Origin of the sequence: Actinophytocola sp., from assembly GCF_036378875.1 — a bacterium.
In the GTDB taxonomy this organism is placed as follows: domain Bacteria; phylum Actinomycetota; class Actinomycetes; order Mycobacteriales; family Pseudonocardiaceae; genus Actinophytocola.
On the sequence record NZ_DASUVO010000081.1, the window covers coordinates 128,170 to 142,032 of the forward strand.

General features: G+C 70.5%; 14 protein-coding genes. 12 read left to right on the forward strand and 2 right to left on the reverse strand.

Going from position 1 to position 13,863, the window contains the following annotated elements; translation table 11 throughout:
* Positions 1 to 47 precede the first annotated feature (47 nt).
* Together VF106_RS23480 and ptsP are read left to right on the forward strand one after the other, a co-directional pair.
* Positions 48 to 2,381 (forward strand): glycoside hydrolase family 84 protein, encoded by a 2,334-nt coding sequence (locus VF106_RS23480; protein ID WP_330841958.1) that lies wholly within the window; start codon positions 48 to 50, stop codon positions 2,379 to 2,381.
* A 69-nt stretch (positions 2,382 to 2,450) separates the two neighbouring features.
* A complete protein-coding gene (gene ptsP, locus VF106_RS23485) occupies positions 2,451 to 4,097 on the forward strand; it encodes a phosphoenolpyruvate--protein phosphotransferase (RefSeq protein ID WP_330841959.1) in 1,647 nt (548 codons plus the stop codon).
* 12 nt (positions 4,098 to 4,109) lie between these two features.
* Here the strand turns inward: ptsP and VF106_RS23490 are convergent, their stop codons facing one another.
* Together VF106_RS23490 and VF106_RS23495 are read right to left on the reverse strand one after the other, a co-directional pair.
* On the reverse strand, positions 4,110 to 5,060 hold the full coding sequence (locus VF106_RS23490) for a sugar-binding transcriptional regulator (protein ID WP_330841960.1): 951 nt from the start codon (positions 5,058 to 5,060) through the stop codon (positions 4,110 to 4,112).
* A gap of 5 nt (positions 5,061 to 5,065) precedes the next feature.
* Complete coding sequence (locus tag VF106_RS23495; protein WP_330841961.1) at positions 5,066 to 5,314, reverse strand: HPr family phosphocarrier protein; 249 nt, start codon at positions 5,312 to 5,314, stop codon at positions 5,066 to 5,068.
* Positions 5,315 to 5,450: 136 nt separating this feature from the next.
* Between VF106_RS23495 and srlA the strand changes: the two genes are divergently transcribed.
* The 10 genes from srlA to VF106_RS23545 all read left to right on the forward strand — a co-directional run bounded on the left by srlA (position 5,451) and on the right by VF106_RS23545 (position 13,691).
* The gene (gene srlA / locus VF106_RS23500; protein WP_330841962.1) at positions 5,451 to 6,092 is read left to right on the forward strand and encodes a PTS glucitol/sorbitol transporter subunit IIC; all 642 of its coding nucleotides are present in this window, start codon (positions 5,451 to 5,453) and stop codon (positions 6,090 to 6,092) included.
* Positions 6,093 to 6,249: 157 nt separating this feature from the next.
* The gene (srlE, locus tag VF106_RS23505; protein ID WP_330841963.1) at positions 6,250 to 7,281 is read left to right on the forward strand and encodes a PTS glucitol/sorbitol transporter subunit IIB; all 1,032 of its coding nucleotides are present in this window, start codon (positions 6,250 to 6,252) and stop codon (positions 7,279 to 7,281) included.
* Between the two features lie 10 nt (positions 7,282 to 7,291).
* Positions 7,292 to 7,666, forward strand: a complete 375-nt coding sequence (locus VF106_RS23510) for a PTS glucitol/sorbitol transporter subunit IIA (RefSeq protein WP_330841964.1) — start codon at positions 7,292 to 7,294, stop codon at positions 7,664 to 7,666.
* Between the two features lie 115 nt (positions 7,667 to 7,781).
* Positions 7,782 to 8,177: a transcriptional regulator GutM gene (locus tag VF106_RS23515; RefSeq protein WP_330841965.1), complete on the forward strand. Its 396-nt coding sequence runs from the start codon at positions 7,782 to 7,784 to the stop codon at positions 8,175 to 8,177.
* 171 nt (positions 8,178 to 8,348) lie between these two features.
* Entirely contained in the window at positions 8,349 to 9,632 is a 1,284-nt protein-coding gene (locus VF106_RS23520) for an NAD(P)H-dependent oxidoreductase (RefSeq protein ID WP_330841966.1), read from the forward strand.
* 1 nt (position 9,633) lies between these two features.
* Positions 9,634 to 10,587 carry a thiamine pyrophosphate-dependent dehydrogenase E1 component subunit alpha gene (locus VF106_RS23525; protein WP_330841967.1) on the forward strand — a complete coding sequence of 318 codons (954 nt, stop codon included), beginning with the start codon at positions 9,634 to 9,636 and terminating at the stop codon, positions 10,585 to 10,587.
* Positions 10,584 to 11,582: an alpha-ketoacid dehydrogenase subunit beta gene (locus VF106_RS23530; RefSeq protein WP_330841968.1), complete on the forward strand. Its 999-nt coding sequence runs from the start codon at positions 10,584 to 10,586 to the stop codon at positions 11,580 to 11,582. Before VF106_RS23525 ends, VF106_RS23530 begins: the two co-directional genes overlap by 4 nt.
* Complete coding sequence (locus VF106_RS23535; RefSeq protein WP_330841969.1) at positions 11,576 to 12,640, forward strand: dihydrolipoamide acetyltransferase family protein; 1,065 nt, start codon at positions 11,576 to 11,578, stop codon at positions 12,638 to 12,640. The genes VF106_RS23530 and VF106_RS23535 overlap by 7 nt, the downstream gene beginning before the upstream one ends.
* Entirely contained in the window at positions 12,637 to 13,383 is a 747-nt protein-coding gene (locus VF106_RS23540) for an IspD/TarI family cytidylyltransferase (RefSeq protein ID WP_414639048.1), read from the forward strand. The genes VF106_RS23535 and VF106_RS23540 overlap by 4 nt, the downstream gene beginning before the upstream one ends.
* Positions 13,380 to 13,691: a hypothetical protein gene (locus VF106_RS23545; RefSeq protein WP_330841971.1), complete on the forward strand. Its 312-nt coding sequence runs from the start codon at positions 13,380 to 13,382 to the stop codon at positions 13,689 to 13,691. The genes VF106_RS23540 and VF106_RS23545 overlap by 4 nt, the downstream gene beginning before the upstream one ends.
* Positions 13,692 to 13,863: the final 172 nt, after the last annotated feature.

Here is a 13,863-nt window from a genome sequence, read left to right on the forward strand (position 1 = left end):
AAGCACGCTGCGGCTGTCGTGGTCTGGACCAGCAGGGCGGAGCTCCCATGTCGGTGCGCGGCAAGGCTATGTCACTCGTGGCGTCACTCGTGGTGTCCCTTGTGGTCACCCTGGCCTCGTTCCACCTGGCTGAGGCGGCCACGCCGCTGCCCACGGTGTCACCGACACCGCAGGACATCCGGCGCGCCGGCCAGGACGTCACCCTTCCCGACCAGGTCCGCCTCGCGGTCTCCGACGCCACCGACCCGGCGGCACTCGACCTGCTCCGGCAGACACTTCGGCAGCACGGTGTGCGGGTCGCGCGGCACGCGCCGCTGACCGTCCACCTGGGACCCGCCACCCGGCCCGACGTGGCCAGGGCCCTCGGCGACACCACGGTCCCCGACCACGCGGAAGGTAGTGCGCTGCGGGTCACGAAGGGCGCCATCGCGATCGGCGGCACCGACGCCGCCGGTCAGTACTACGGCGTCCAGACGTTCCGGCAGCTGTTCGTGCGGCGTCAGCGGGTCGCCGGTGCCGCGGTGAGCGACTACCCGGCCATGCCGTTGCGTGGTGCCATCGAGGGCTTCTACGGCTCCCCGTGGACACACGCCGAACGCCTCGACCAGCTCGCGTTCTACGGCGAGGTCAAGGCGAACACCTACATCTACGCGCCGAAGGACGACCCCTTCCACCGCGACCGCTGGCGTGAGCCATACCCGGCCGACAAGCTCGCCGAGCTGGACGAGTTGGTCGATGAGGCCACCGCCCACCACGTTCGCTTCACCTACGCGCTCTCGCCCGGTGTGTCGATCTGCTACTCGAGCGCCGAGGACCGGGCCGCGCTCACCGCGAAGCTCCAGGCGATGTACGACCTCGGGGCACGCGCCTTCTCCATTCCCCTCGACGACATCAGCTACACGCGGTGGAACTGCGCCGCCGACCAGACCACCTACGGCGCGCCCGGTCGGGCGGCGGCCGGCCGCGCGCAGGTCGAGCTGCTGAACGACGTGCAACGGAACTTCGTCGCCACCCACGCCGGCACCTACCCGCTGCAGATGGTGCCCACCGAGTACGGCGACCTCACCGACACCGCCTACAAGCAGGTCCTGCGGGCCACGCTCGACCCGGCGGTCCTGGTGATGTGGACCGGCACCGACGTCGTGCCGCCCAGCATCACCGTCGCCCAGGCCGAGGCCGCGTCCACGCTGTTCGGGCGGAAGATCTTCGTGTGGGACAACTATCCCGTCAATGACTACGGCCAGGCCGCTGGCCGGCTGCTGCTCGCGCCCTACGACCACCGCGAGCCGGGCCTGTCCGACCACGTCGCCGGCATCGTCGCCAACCCCATGAACCAGGCCGCGGCCAGCAAGGTCGCCGAGTTCACCATGGCCGACTTCTCCTGGCACGACCGTGCCTACGACCGTGACCGGAGCTGGCGCGAGGCCGCCTCGTACCTCGCGGGCGGGGACCGCCGCGGCACCCAGGCCCTGCTGGACTTCTTCGACCTCAACCACCTCGCGCCGACGTTCGGGCCCCAGCCCTGGCAGCCGCAGGCGCCGGCGCTGAACGCCGAGATCGCGGCGTTCTGGCCGCACTACGAGGCCGGCGAACCAGACGACCTGCGCGCCCATGTCCGCAGGCTGAACGCGGCACCGGCGGTCATCCGTGCCACGGTCGACGACCAGGGCTTCCTCGACGACGCCGCGAACTGGTTGCGGGCCACCGAACTGTGGACCGGCGCCATGAGCCGCGGCTTGGACGTCCTGTCCGCCGTCCGTGCCGACGACGCGGAGGCGGCGGCAGCGGCGCGCGACCGCATGGACGCGCTCGAGGGCCAGGCCCGCCAGATCCGCTCGGTGCCCGGCGAGAACCGGGTCGAGGGCGTCGTGCAGATCGGCGACGGCGTGATCGACGTGTTCCTCGACCGCGTCCGCGCCGCCCACGACGCCTACCTTGGCCTGCCGCCGCTCGTGAACGTGTCGCAGGGCAAGGCCGCCAGCCAGGTCTCGGACTGGTCGACCGACTACGTCGCGGCCCGCTCCGTCGACGGCGACCTGTTCAACTTCTCCACCACGTCCGGCGGCGAGCCGCAGCCGTGGTGGCAGGTCGACCTCGGCGCGCCGGTCGCGGTCGAGACGGTCGAGGTCCACAACCGTGTGGACTGCTGTGCTGAACGGGTCGCGGACTACTACGTGCTGGTGTCGAACGACCCGTTCCCGGCGACCCTCGCCGAGGCGCTGGCCGCACCAGGTGTCGTCAGCCACCACGAGACCGGGCAGGCCGGCAGGCCCACGACGATCGACCTGCCCGCCACCGGCCGCTACGTCCGGGTATGGCTGGCGACCACCACACCGACCGAGCTGAACATGTCCGAGGTGCGGGTACTCGGCCGCGGGTGACAGTGCACGTTGGTGCACAAGGGAGTTCCCGCCTTTGCGGTGTCTACTATGGCCGGTAGGGTCGAGGCCATGAGCGGTGGGATCGGCGTGAGCACGGGAGTGGCGGCCGGGCCGGTGGCGCGGCTCGCGGCACCACCGGAACTACCCGAGGACAGCGGCCAGGAGCCCGACCCGGCCGGTGCGGCCGAACGGGCGTCGGCAGCGCTGGAGGCGGTCGCGGCCGAGCTGGAGTCGCGGGCCGAGCGAGCCGGGGACACCGCGTCGGCGGTGCTGTTCGCACAGGCCATGATGCCTCGGGATCCGGCGCTGCAGAGCAAGATCGCCGACGAGTTGGCCGCGGGCCGTTCGCTCCCGCACGCGGTGGCTGCGGCGTTCGGCGGGTTCCGCGCCGCGTTGGAGGCGGCCGGTGGCTACCTCGCCGAACGGGCCGCGGACCTGGACGACGTGGCGAACCGGGTCGTGGCGAACCTGCTGGGCCTGCCGATGCCGGGAATCCCCGCCCCGGGCCACCCGTTCGTGCTGGTCGCCGAGGACCTGGCGCCGGCGGACACCGCGATGCTGGACCGGGAGCGCGTGCTCGCCATCGTGACCGAACGCGGCGGCCCGACCAGCCACACCGCGATTCTCGCGAAGTCCCTTGGCATTCCGGCGGTCGTGGGCTGCCCGGCGGCCCGTGACCTGACCGACGGCACGACGGTGCTGGTCGACGGTGGCACCGGCGCGGTCGTGATCTCGCCGTCCGTGGACGAGGTGGCACGGGCACAGGAGCGGGCGGCGGCGCTCGCCCGTGCGCTGGCCGGAAGTGTCGGCCCGGGTCGCACGGCCGACGGCGTGGCGGTCGCCCTGCTGGTCAACCTTGGCGCGGAAGGTGAACTGGCGGCGGCCGCCTCGGCGGACAGCGAGGGCGTTGGCCTGCTGCGCACGGAGTTCCTGTACCTGAACCGAACCACGGTGCCCACAGTGGACGAACAGGTCCACGCCTACTCGGCCGTGTTCGCCGCGTTCGGCGACCGGAAGGTCGTGGTACGCACACTGGACGCGGGCGCGGACAAGCCACTGGCGTTCGTCGATCACGGTGACGAGCCGAACCCGGCGCTCGGCGTTCGCGGCTACCGGCTGGCGAACCGTCACCCGGCCATGCTGACCGACCAGCTGACCGCGATCGCCACGGCCGCGTCGAACCATGACGCGGACGTCTGGGTGATGGCGCCCATGGTGTCCACCCCGGCCGAGGCGGCGGCCTTCGCGGAGCTGGCACACACGCACGGCCTGGCGGTCGCGGGCACGATGGTGGAGGTCCCGGCGGCGGCCCTGCGTGCCCGGCAGGTGTTGGAGGAGTGTGACTTCGCCAGTCTGGGCACCAACGATCTTGGCCAGTACACCCTCGCCGCCGACCGTATGGCGAGCGAGCTGGCTGGTCTGCTCGACCCGTGGCAGCCGGCACTGCTGGACCTGGTTGCCATGACCGCACGCGCGGGCCGCGAGGTCGGCAAACCAGTGGGTGTCTGCGGCGAGGCGGCCAGCGATCCTTTGCTGGCACTGGTTTTCGCCGGCTTGGGCGTGACGAGTCTGTCCATGGCCCCGACGGCCCTGCCCGCCGTCCGACTGTCCCTGGCCGCCCACACCCTCGCCGACTGTGAACATCTGGCCGAACTGGCTCTCACCGCGCGCGACGCGACGGAGGCCCGCCAGCGGGTGGCGGAAGCGGTCCACTGAGCGCCGTGAACTCTAGCGCACGCGAGCCAGTAGCGCGCGGGCCAGAGCCGTGTCGCAGAGCAGCACATCCAGCACCCGTGCACGCAGTGCGCCGAGCACACCACCGGCCTTCTCCTGGCCGACGGCAACACCCGCGACAGTCGGGATGGCCGCCAGATCGGCGAGGGAAACGGCCAGCACGCGGTCGTTGACCGGGCCTGTCACGGGGGAGCCGTCCCCGTCGAAGAAGCGGGCGCACACGTCACCAACGGGGCTGGCCGCGTCGAAGTCCGCTCGCTCCTCGGCGCTGAGGTTCATCGCGTCCAGAAGGGCCGCCGACGAGCCGTGGCCCACCGCGCCGATGCCGACCAACGCGATCTTCGCAAGTTTCGCGGCGTCCAAAGTGGACTGGATGACCGGCTCGGCAAGCAGCACGTCCCGGCCGGCCTTCGACGTGACGACCGCCGGCGCGAGGAGTCGCTGGGAGCGGCCACCCAGCCGTGCGGCCAGGTCTCGCACCAGTTCCTCGCCGCTGATCGCCGAGTCCACCGCGGACAGCCCGCCCACGAGCGGGAGCACCTCGATGTCGTAACCGCCATCGTCCGGGATGTGGCGGACGACGGCCTGCACGCCCTGGCCCCAGGACACGGCCACCTTCTGGCCCGGCTTGAGCCGTTCCAGCAACCACCGGGCGCCGAGGTCGCCGACCCTCCCCAGTGGACGGTCGGTGCCGCGCACCTCGGCCACGCGACAGTCGCGCAGGCCGAAACGCTCGGTCAGCTCGCCTTCCAGGTCGAGGTCGCGGCCCGCGGGGTCGTTGATCTGGATCCGGACGATGCCGCGTTCCCGGGCGGCGGTGAGCATCCGGGACACGCTAGACCGGCTCACCTGCAGTGTCGTCGCGATCTCGTTCTGTGACCGGCCCTCCTCGTAGTACAGGCGTGCCGCCTTGACGAGGATCTGCTGGTCGCGTGGGGGAGGCATGTCAATCAGTCCACTGAGGACAGCAGGGTGGACAGTTCGTCGAGGGCCTCCTGGGTGCCGTTCAGCACGACCTCCTCGCCGTGGCTGATCGCCAGGCCCAGCACGGAGAGCATGCTGCGGGCGTCCACCGGTTCCGCCCCCGGCCGTCCGATCGAGACCGGGCCGGGGTGCTTGGCCGCCGCCTTCACGAACAGGCTGGCCGGGCGGGCGTGCAACCCGACGGGCGAGGCGATCTTGACCCGGATCTCCGGCATGTGAACTCCTTCGTTCGTCTGAGGGTCTTGCCGCGACTTTGGACGGCATGTTACACACATCACTCATCAACGTGAAGAGCGTGTGCACATAAGTGCAAACAGATCAAGCAGGGGGCCCGAGAAGGAGGCCACGCGAATGCAAGTGCTTGCTGTAATGGCGCAGCAGCCGGCCGAGCCGGGAGGTGAGTCGAGCGGAGGTGTGCTCGGCGTCCTCGAATGGCTCGGTTCGCATTTCATCGGTTTGTTCAATGCTTCAGGACAGCAGTTCGTCGGCCTGATCACCGGGATCCTGCCAACACTGATCGTCCTGCTGACCTTCATGTACGCACTTACGATGTTCATCGGCGAGCAGCGCGTCACCCGGGCCGTCCAGTGGTCGGCGCGCTGGTGGATCACCCGCTACACGATCATGCCGATGCTCGCCGTCCTGATGCTCACCAACCCGATGTGCTACACGTTCGGCCGGTACCTTCCTGAGCGGTTCAAGCCGGCCTTCTACGACTCCGCGGTGTCCTTCGTGCACCCGGTGACGACCTTCTTCCCGTACGCCAACGCGGGCGAGCTGTTCCTGTGGCTCGGCATCGCCAACGGCGTCACCCAGCTCGGCGAGTCCACGGTTCCCTTGGCACTGCGGTACTTCCTCGTCGGCATCGTGGTGATCTTCATTCGCGGCGTGGTGACCGAGCAGATCACCGCCCTGCTGATCAGGCGGACCGGCCGGTCCGAGGTGTTCGCCGACTATGACCGCGAGTTCGAGAAGGCGGGTGTGCGGTCATGACATCCTTTGTGCCAACCTCGGAAGCGAGATCAGGTCGAGTGCTTCGCAACCGCACCTCAGGGGAACGTGACGCAAACCGGCCACAAGTACGTGACCAAACAGAACTCTTCTTCCCCAACGTGACCAACACATTGAATTCCGGGGAGGCGGGACAGTCATGACCGAGACCAACGTGACGCCGGCGGTGCTCGTCCGGCCCGGCTCCAACGGCTGGGGGCGCGGGCTGCTGCTGCGGCGGGACGACAAGCGCACCAAGGTGGTCTCCGTGACCGGCGGCGGGATCCACCCCGTGGCCACCAGGATCGCCGAGCTGATCGGCGCCGAGGCCGTCGACGGCTTCACCAGCAGCGTGCCGGACGACGAGACGATCGCGGTGGTCATCAACTGCGGTGGCACCGCCAGGATCGGCGTGTACCCGCGCAAGGGCATCCCGACCGTGGACGTCTACCCCGGCGCGCCGGGTGGGCCGCTGGCCCAGTTCATCACCGAGGACGTGTTCGTCTCGGACGTCGGGGTGGCCGAGGTCGAGATGTCCGAAGTGGAGGCAGTGGAGGCGGCGCCGGTCGAGAAGCCCGTCGTGCCACCGCGGTCGGAGCGTCCGTCCTCTCGGGAGGTCGCGTCGACCGTCACTGGCAACGGCAGGTTCGGGCAGGCGTTCAACCGGGTCACCGGGGTGTTCGTGTCGTTCGGGTCCGGCGTTGGCAAGTTCGTCAACACGATGCTCGCCGCCGGCCGGCAGACGATCGACCTGACACTCAAGACGATCCTGCCGTTCATGGCGTACGTGAGCCTGCTGCTCGGCATCGTCACCTACACCGGTGTGGCCAGGTGGATGGGCGAGGTGCTGTCGCCGATCGCGACCAACCCGCTCGGGCTCGTCGCGATCAGCCTCGTCGTCGCGTTGCCGTTCCTGTCCCCGATTCTCGGTCCCGGCGCGGCGATCGCGCAGGTGATCGGCACGCTGATGGGCAGCCAGATCGCGATCGGCGCACTGCCCGTGCAGTACGCGCTGCCGACGCTGTTCGCGATCAACGGCCAGGTCGGCTGTGACTTCATCCCGGTTGGACTGGCGCTCGGCGAGGCCAAACCGGAGACTGTCGCGGTCGGCACGCCCGCTGTGCTCATCAGCCGGATGATCACCGCACCCGTCGCGGTGATCATCGCATGGGCCGTGAGCTTCGGGTTGTAGGGGAGGAAACGTGAAGGCGTACTACGAGAGCACGGTCCTGCGGGCCGGCGACGAGGCCGAGATCATGATTGACGGCGGCGTGGTCATCCTCTACGCCGACCCGATCCCGGACGCGCTGGAGAGTGTCAGCGTCGTCCACAGCCCGGGTGGCCGACCGGACCGGGAGATCCGCGTCGGCGACGAGTTCGTGCTCGGCGAGCACCGGGTGGAGGTGACCGCCGTCGGCGACCGCGCGGACGAGAACCTCCGCGCGCTCGGCCACATCGTCGTCTACCTCAACCCGGAGGACGGCACGGCGCTGCTGCCCGGCGCCGTGCACGGCCGAGGCACGATCGGTGTGCCGGCGGCCGGGGACGTGCTCTCGTTGCGCGGGAGTACCTCATGAGCGGAGCTTGCGGAGCGAATCATCGATATTCAGGACGGCACCGTGCCCGCGGAGGGCGCCGGTGGAGCGGAGCCTGCGGAGCGTTCCGGCGCCACGTAGCGGGTGAGGTGCTGTCATGACGTGGCAGGGGCTCGTGTTGCTGCTCGGCGCCTTCGCGGTGGCCGGGGTGCTGACCTACCGGCAGCACATGGGTTACCAGCGGGCCGTGAACGAGCTCGCCGCCGAGGAGAACCGCAGCGGTGTGCTGCTGGTCTCCGGCCGGGCCAAGCACTGGCGACGCGGCGCGATCGTGTTGCTGGTGATCGACCGGCGGCGCGGGCAGGTGCTGAGGGCCCGCGCCATGGAGGGCGCGTCCGTCTTCGCCCGGTTCCGGGAACGGCCCGAGCTGGCCGGTCCGGTCGAGGCGGCCGAGCAACGAGCGGGTTCGAAGGCACTCGCGAAGGCCGTGCACGAGGCACTGGGCATGGCGAGCCGACTCAACGCCGGCGCGCTGCGCACCGCCGCACGATAACTCTCAGAAAACTCGAGGCGCTCTGGGTGAGTCCCACCTGGGGCGCCTCGACTGTTTTGCACATCTGTGCAGGTCGCCAGGCTTGTGTGCGGCCAAATTGCTGTGCTACCAAGGAAAGCACCGCAGTGCATATCGAGTGCACGAATGTGCAAACCAACGGAGGCTGACGGGATGAGCTACGTCGATCGGCTGCTGACCAGGGAGCGCGAGCTCGGCCGTCCCGTTCGGGTTGGCCTGGTTGGTGCCGGCCAGATGGGCCTCGGCTTCGTGGTCCAGGCGAGCCGCATCGGAGGCATGGAGGTCGCGGCCATCGCCGACATCGCGCCGGAGCGAGGAGTTCGTGCCTTCGCGCAGGCCGGTCGGGACGACGTGGTGACCGGCGCGGACCCAGCGGCGCTGAGCGCGGCGGTCGACGCGGGCCGGGCCGTGGTCGTCGAGGACGCCACCGCACTGACCCGCCTGCCGCTGGACGTGCTCGTCGACGCGAGCGGGGTGCCCGAGGTGGGTGCCCGCGTGGCGTTCCACGGTCTGCTCGCCGGCAAGGACATCGCGATGCTCAACGTCGAATGTGACGTCACCGTCGGGCTTCTGCTCGCCACCCTCGCCACCCGCCTCGGTCGCGTCTACACCGTGTGCCGGGGCGACGAGCCCGTCGAGTGCAAGGCCCTCGTGGACTACGTGCGGGACATCGGGTTCGAGGTCGTCTGCGCGGGCAAGGGCAAGAACAACCCGCTCGACCCGGCCGCGACCCCCGCGTCGGTGGCCGAGGCGGCCGAGGCGAAGGGCATGAACCCGCACATGCTGGCGAGCTTCGTCGACGGCTCGAAGACGATGATCGAGATGGCGGCGCTCGCCAACGGCGCGAACCTGAAGGTGCCCTCCCGCGGGATGTCCGGCCCGCACTGCACCGTCGAGGCCCTCGCCGAGACCTTCAGGCCGGCGGCCGACGGTGGCGTGTTGCCGGAGGCCGGCGTCGTGGACTACTGCACCGGTCCCGTCGCCCCGGGCGTGTTCGTGATCGGGCGCAGTGACCACCCCGTCGTGGTCACGGAGATGGCGTACCTGAGCGCGGGCAAGGGCCCCTACTACGCGTTCTACCGGCCCTACCACCTGGCGAGCATCGAGGCGCCGCTGTCCGTGGCGGAAGCCGTGCTGGACCGGACCCCGTCGCTCGCGCCGACGGCGTGGAACGCGGAGGTCATCTCGGTGGCCAAACGAGATCTCGTGACGGGCGAACTGGTCGACGGGATCGGCGGGGACACCGTGTACGGCGTCACGGACAGCGCGGAGAACGCGAAGGCCGGCGGGCACATCCCGCTCGGACTCGTGAGCGGCGCGCGGGTGGTGCGGGACGTGCCGGCGGGGACCGCGCTGACCGCGTCGGACGTCGCCATCGACGAGACGACCACGATCGCCACGCTGCGCCGCCTGCAGGACAGCCTGGTCGGGGTGTGACATGGACCTGGTCAAGGACGCGGACACGGCCGCGAACGTACTCCGGACAATGTGGACGATCCGGTTGTTCGAGGAGGCGGTGGACGACCTGTTCGCCCGAGGGCTGATGCACGGCACCATGCACCTGTCGATCGGGCAGGAGGCGGTGCCGGTCGGGACGTGCCTCGCCCTTCGGGACGGCGACTACATCACGTCCACCCACCGCGGCCACGGGCACTGCATCGCGAAGGGCGCCCGGCTGGACGCGATGATGGCCGAGCTGCTGGCGAAGGAGACCGGCTACTGCCGGGGCCGCGGCGGGTCGATGCACATCGCCGACGTGGCAACGGGAAACCTGGGTGCCAACGGCATCGTGGCCGGGGGAGTGCCGATCGCGGCCGGCGCGGCGCTCGCCGTTGCGTTGCGGGGCGGCAGCGAGGTCGTGGTGAGCTTCTTCGGCGACGGCGCGATGAACGAGGGTGCGTGGCACGAGGGTGTGAACCTGGCCGCGATCTGGGACCTGCCGGTGGTGTTCGTGTGCGAGAACAACCAGTACGGCATGTCGATGGCGGCGAGCAGAGCGGCCAAAGTGGAGCGACTCTCGGAACGGGCGGCGGCGTACGGGATTCCCGGCGTGACGGTGGACGGCAACGACCCGCAGGCCGTGCACGACGCCGTCACCGACGCGGTGCACCTGGCCAGGGCGGGGCAGGGGCCGTCGCTGGTCGAGGCGGTGACCTACCGGTGGAAGGGACATTCCAAGAGCGACAAGAACCTCTACCGGACCAGGGCGGAGATCGAGTCCTGGCGCGAGGCCGACCCGATCGCCCGGTTCGAGGGGGCATGCGTTCTGTCCGAAGAGGACATCGCGGAATGTCGTGCCACCGCTCGCAACGCGGTACGCGAAGCCGTCCGGGTGGCACACGAGGCGCCGGACGCGAGCGCGTCGTCGTTGCTCGCGGCGGTGTACGCATGACGGCGGTCGCCGAGCGGTTGTTGACGTACGCGGAGGCCGTGCGGGAGGCACTCGCCCAGGCGATGGCGGCGGACGAGCGGGTGTTCCTGCTCGGTGAGGACGTCGGCGTCTACGGCGGCGCGTTCGGCGTGACCGGCGACCTGGTGCACCGGTTCGGCGCGGACCGGGTGCGGGACACCCCGATCAGCGAGCTAGGCATCGTCGGCGCCGCGGTCGGTGCCGCGCTGGCCGGGATGCGCCCGGTGGTGGAGATCCAGTTCTCGGACTTCACCGCCCAGGCCATGGACCAGATCGTGAACCAGGCCGCGAAGATCCACTTCATGCTGGGTGGCGCGGCGACCGTCCCGATGGTCCTGCGGGCGCCGGGCGGCTCCGGCACGGGCGCGGCGGCACAGCACTCGCAGAGCCTGGAGGCGTGGTTCGCGCACGTGCCTGGTCTGAAGGTGGTCATGCCGGCCACCCCGGCGGACGCGAAAGGCCTGCTGCTGTCGGCGATCGACGACCCGAACCCGGTGATCGTGCTGGAGCACAAGCTGCTGTACAAGCAGAGCGGCGAGGTGCCGTCGTCGGCCGAGCGCGTGCCGCTCGGGCAGACGGCGGTCCGAAGGACCGGTGCGGACCTGACCATCGTCGCGACGGGTGTCATGGTGAGCCGCGCGCTGTCGGCGGCCGAACAGCTTGCCGCTGACGGGATCTCGGCGACCGTGCTGGACCCACGCACGCTCCGCCCGCTGGACGCGGCGCCCATTGTGGACAGTGTGACGGCGACCGGTCGGGTGCTGCTGGTCCAGGAGGCGCCCAGAACCGGCGGTTTCATGGCGGAGGTCGCGGCACAGATCGTGGAGTCCCCGGCGTTCGGCCATCTGCGGGCGCCGGTCTCCCGGTTGTGCGGGCTGGACGTGCCGATCCCGTACGCCCCGCAGCTGGAACGTGCCGCGGTGCCGCAGGTGGACGACATCGTCGCGTCGGCCAGGGAGCTGGTGGCGCGGTGGTAGCCAACGAGATCCCGCTGGTCATGCCGAAGATGTCGATGACCATGACCGAAGGTGTGTTCCTGACGTGGCACCGGGCCGAGGGCGACCGCGTCGAGGCGGGCGACGTGGTGTGCGAGGTGGCCACGGACAAGGTGGACATGGAGGTCGAGGCCACGGTCGCCGGCACACTGACCCGCCTGCTCGCGGCTCCGGAGGACGTGATCCCGGTGGGAGACCCGATCGCCTACGTCTCCACGGAAGCGGACGAGCTGCTGGGAGGCCTGTTCGAGACCGAGCCGCCGCGACGGGAACCGCCACCTCCCGAGCCCGCTGCCCCGCCTGAGCCTCCGCGTGCACCCGCCGTGCCCGCAGCCCGGCGGCTCGCGGCCGAGCGGGGGATCGACCTCGCCACCATCACGCCCACCGGGCCGTGGGGCACGGTGAGGCTGTCCGATGTGGCGGTCATGCCCCGCAAGCCGAACCGCGGCCGGGCGGCGGTCGCGCGTCGGATGGAGGCCAGCGCGAGGGTGCCGCAGTTCGTCCTCCACTGCGATCTCGACCTCGAGGACGTCCGCCGCACCCACGGGTGGACGGTCCTGCTCACCCACGCGTTCGCCAGGGCCCTGCGCAGGCACCCCGAGCTCAACGCGAGCTGGGTCGACGGCGCGCTCCGGTATCACGAGCACGTGGGCGTCGCGCTCGCCGTCGACACGAGCCACGGGCTGCTGGCGCCAGTTCTCACCAATCCCGACCGCGCGAGTCCGGGCGAGCTCGCCGGCCGCATCGCCGACGTGGTCGAGCGGGCACGGGGCGGGCGGCTGAGCCTGGCCGAGCTGTCCGCACCCGCCACGACCACGGTGTCCAACCTGGGCGGACTCGGCGTGACCGGGTTCCACGCCCTGCTCACCCCGCCGCAGGCCACGGCACTCGCGATCGGGACTGTCGAGCCGAGGGTGGTCCCGATCTCCGGCGGCGTCGGCGTCCGCCTGCGGTGCACGGTCGGGCTGACCGTCGACCACCGCGTCGCCGACGGCGCGGCCGGCGCGCGGCTGCTCGCGACGCTCGCGGAACTCCTATGATCCAGCGGGTGCGGAGGAGAACGGCCAGGGCGCCGTACGCGGCGGGTGTGGTCCTGGCCGGCGGGTCGGGCGCGCGCATGGGCGCGGGCATGAACAAGGTGTACCTGCCGCTGGCCGGTCGCCGGCTGGTGTCGTGGTCGCTGGCCGCGTTCGGCAGGGTGCCGGAGATCGGCGTGCTGGTGCTGGTCGCCCGGCCGGAGGACAGCAAGCTCGTCGACTGGGTGCTGGACCGGGAACTGCCCGACACGCCGGTGGAGGTCGTCTACGGCGGCGACACCCGCATGGACTCGGAACTCCAGGCGCTGCGCCGCCTCGCGAGCCGCGTCCACGACGGCACCGTCGACGCCATCCTCCTGCACGACGCCGCCCGACCGCTGGTGAGCCCCGCACTCATCGCCGGCGTGCTGCACGCGGCCCGCGAACACGGCGGCGCCATCCCGGGGCTGCCGGCCGACGACATCGTGACCGTCGCCGGTGACGGACACGTCGTGAGCGGCGCACCGCTCGACGCGGCCATCCGCGCACAGACCCCGCAGGGCTTCCTGGCCGCACCCCTGATCGACGCCTACGAGCAGGCCGCGCGCGAGGAGTTCGTCGGCACGGACACCGCCTCGTGCATGGAGCGGTACTCGCGCGTGCCGGTGCGCTGGGTCCACGGCGACCAGCACAATTTCAAAATCACCTATCCGCACGACCTGACCATCGCCGAACAGTTCCTCGAATCGTCGGAGTACCGGACATGAGCGCCGTGGAGAACGCCGTTTTACTGTGCCAGTCCTGCGGCGAGGAAACCGACCACCGCCTGGCGTACGCCGGTCGCCTTCTGGTGGTGACCGAATGCCGGCACTGCGGTCATACCATTGTGAGAGATGTCCGCGCCCGTTACCTGGCCGATCTGAAACAGCGAGTTGCCACAAAACCCGTTCGCATGTTGCGACGGTTCGTCCGCCACCCGGTCGGGTTCACGAGTTCGCTCCCGCGCACCACGATGCGCAAACCGTCTGAGCTGCTGGACGAGGTGCGCCTGGTGTGGGGCAGCCGCCGCGCCTGACCGGCCAACAAAGTGGTAACGGAAATGTGCGACATGGCGTTGTCCACTCGCCGTCCGCTGGCGCCTTCCCCCTCGGCCTAGTATGAGTGGTGTGGGGCTTGACCACGCCTCGACTGGGACGTCCGAAAATGGTGAAGGGTAGCGCCTGTGCTTGTTCGTCCTGTAACGGACC

Coding starts and splice junctions, on each gene's coding strand:
- VF106_RS23530 (WP_330841968.1), top strand. CDS start 10,584: ATGACGGCGGTCGCCGAGCGGTTGTTGACGTACGCGGAGGCCGTGCGG.
- VF106_RS23520 (WP_330841966.1), top strand. CDS start 8,349: ATGAGCTACGTCGATCGGCTGCTGACCAGGGAGCGCGAGCTCGGCCGT.
- VF106_RS23540 (WP_414639048.1), top strand. CDS start 12,637: ATGATCCAGCGGGTGCGGAGGAGAACGGCCAGGGCGCCGTACGCGGCG.
- VF106_RS23495 (WP_330841961.1), bottom strand. CDS start 5,314: ATGCCGGAGATCCGGGTCAAGATCGCCTCGCCCGTCGGGTTGCACGCC.
- srlE (WP_330841963.1), top strand. CDS start 6,250: ATGACCGAGACCAACGTGACGCCGGCGGTGCTCGTCCGGCCCGGCTCC.
- VF106_RS23480 (WP_330841958.1), top strand. CDS start 48: ATGTCGGTGCGCGGCAAGGCTATGTCACTCGTGGCGTCACTCGTGGTG.
- srlA (WP_330841962.1), top strand. CDS start 5,451: ATGCAAGTGCTTGCTGTAATGGCGCAGCAGCCGGCCGAGCCGGGAGGT.
- ptsP (WP_330841959.1), top strand. CDS start 2,451: ATGAGCGGTGGGATCGGCGTGAGCACGGGAGTGGCGGCCGGGCCGGTG.
- VF106_RS23525 (WP_330841967.1), top strand. CDS start 9,634: ATGGACCTGGTCAAGGACGCGGACACGGCCGCGAACGTACTCCGGACA.
- VF106_RS23545 (WP_330841971.1), top strand. CDS start 13,380: ATGAGCGCCGTGGAGAACGCCGTTTTACTGTGCCAGTCCTGCGGCGAG.
- VF106_RS23515 (WP_330841965.1), top strand. CDS start 7,782: ATGACGTGGCAGGGGCTCGTGTTGCTGCTCGGCGCCTTCGCGGTGGCC.
- VF106_RS23490 (WP_330841960.1), bottom strand. CDS start 5,060: ATGCCTCCCCCACGCGACCAGCAGATCCTCGTCAAGGCGGCACGCCTG.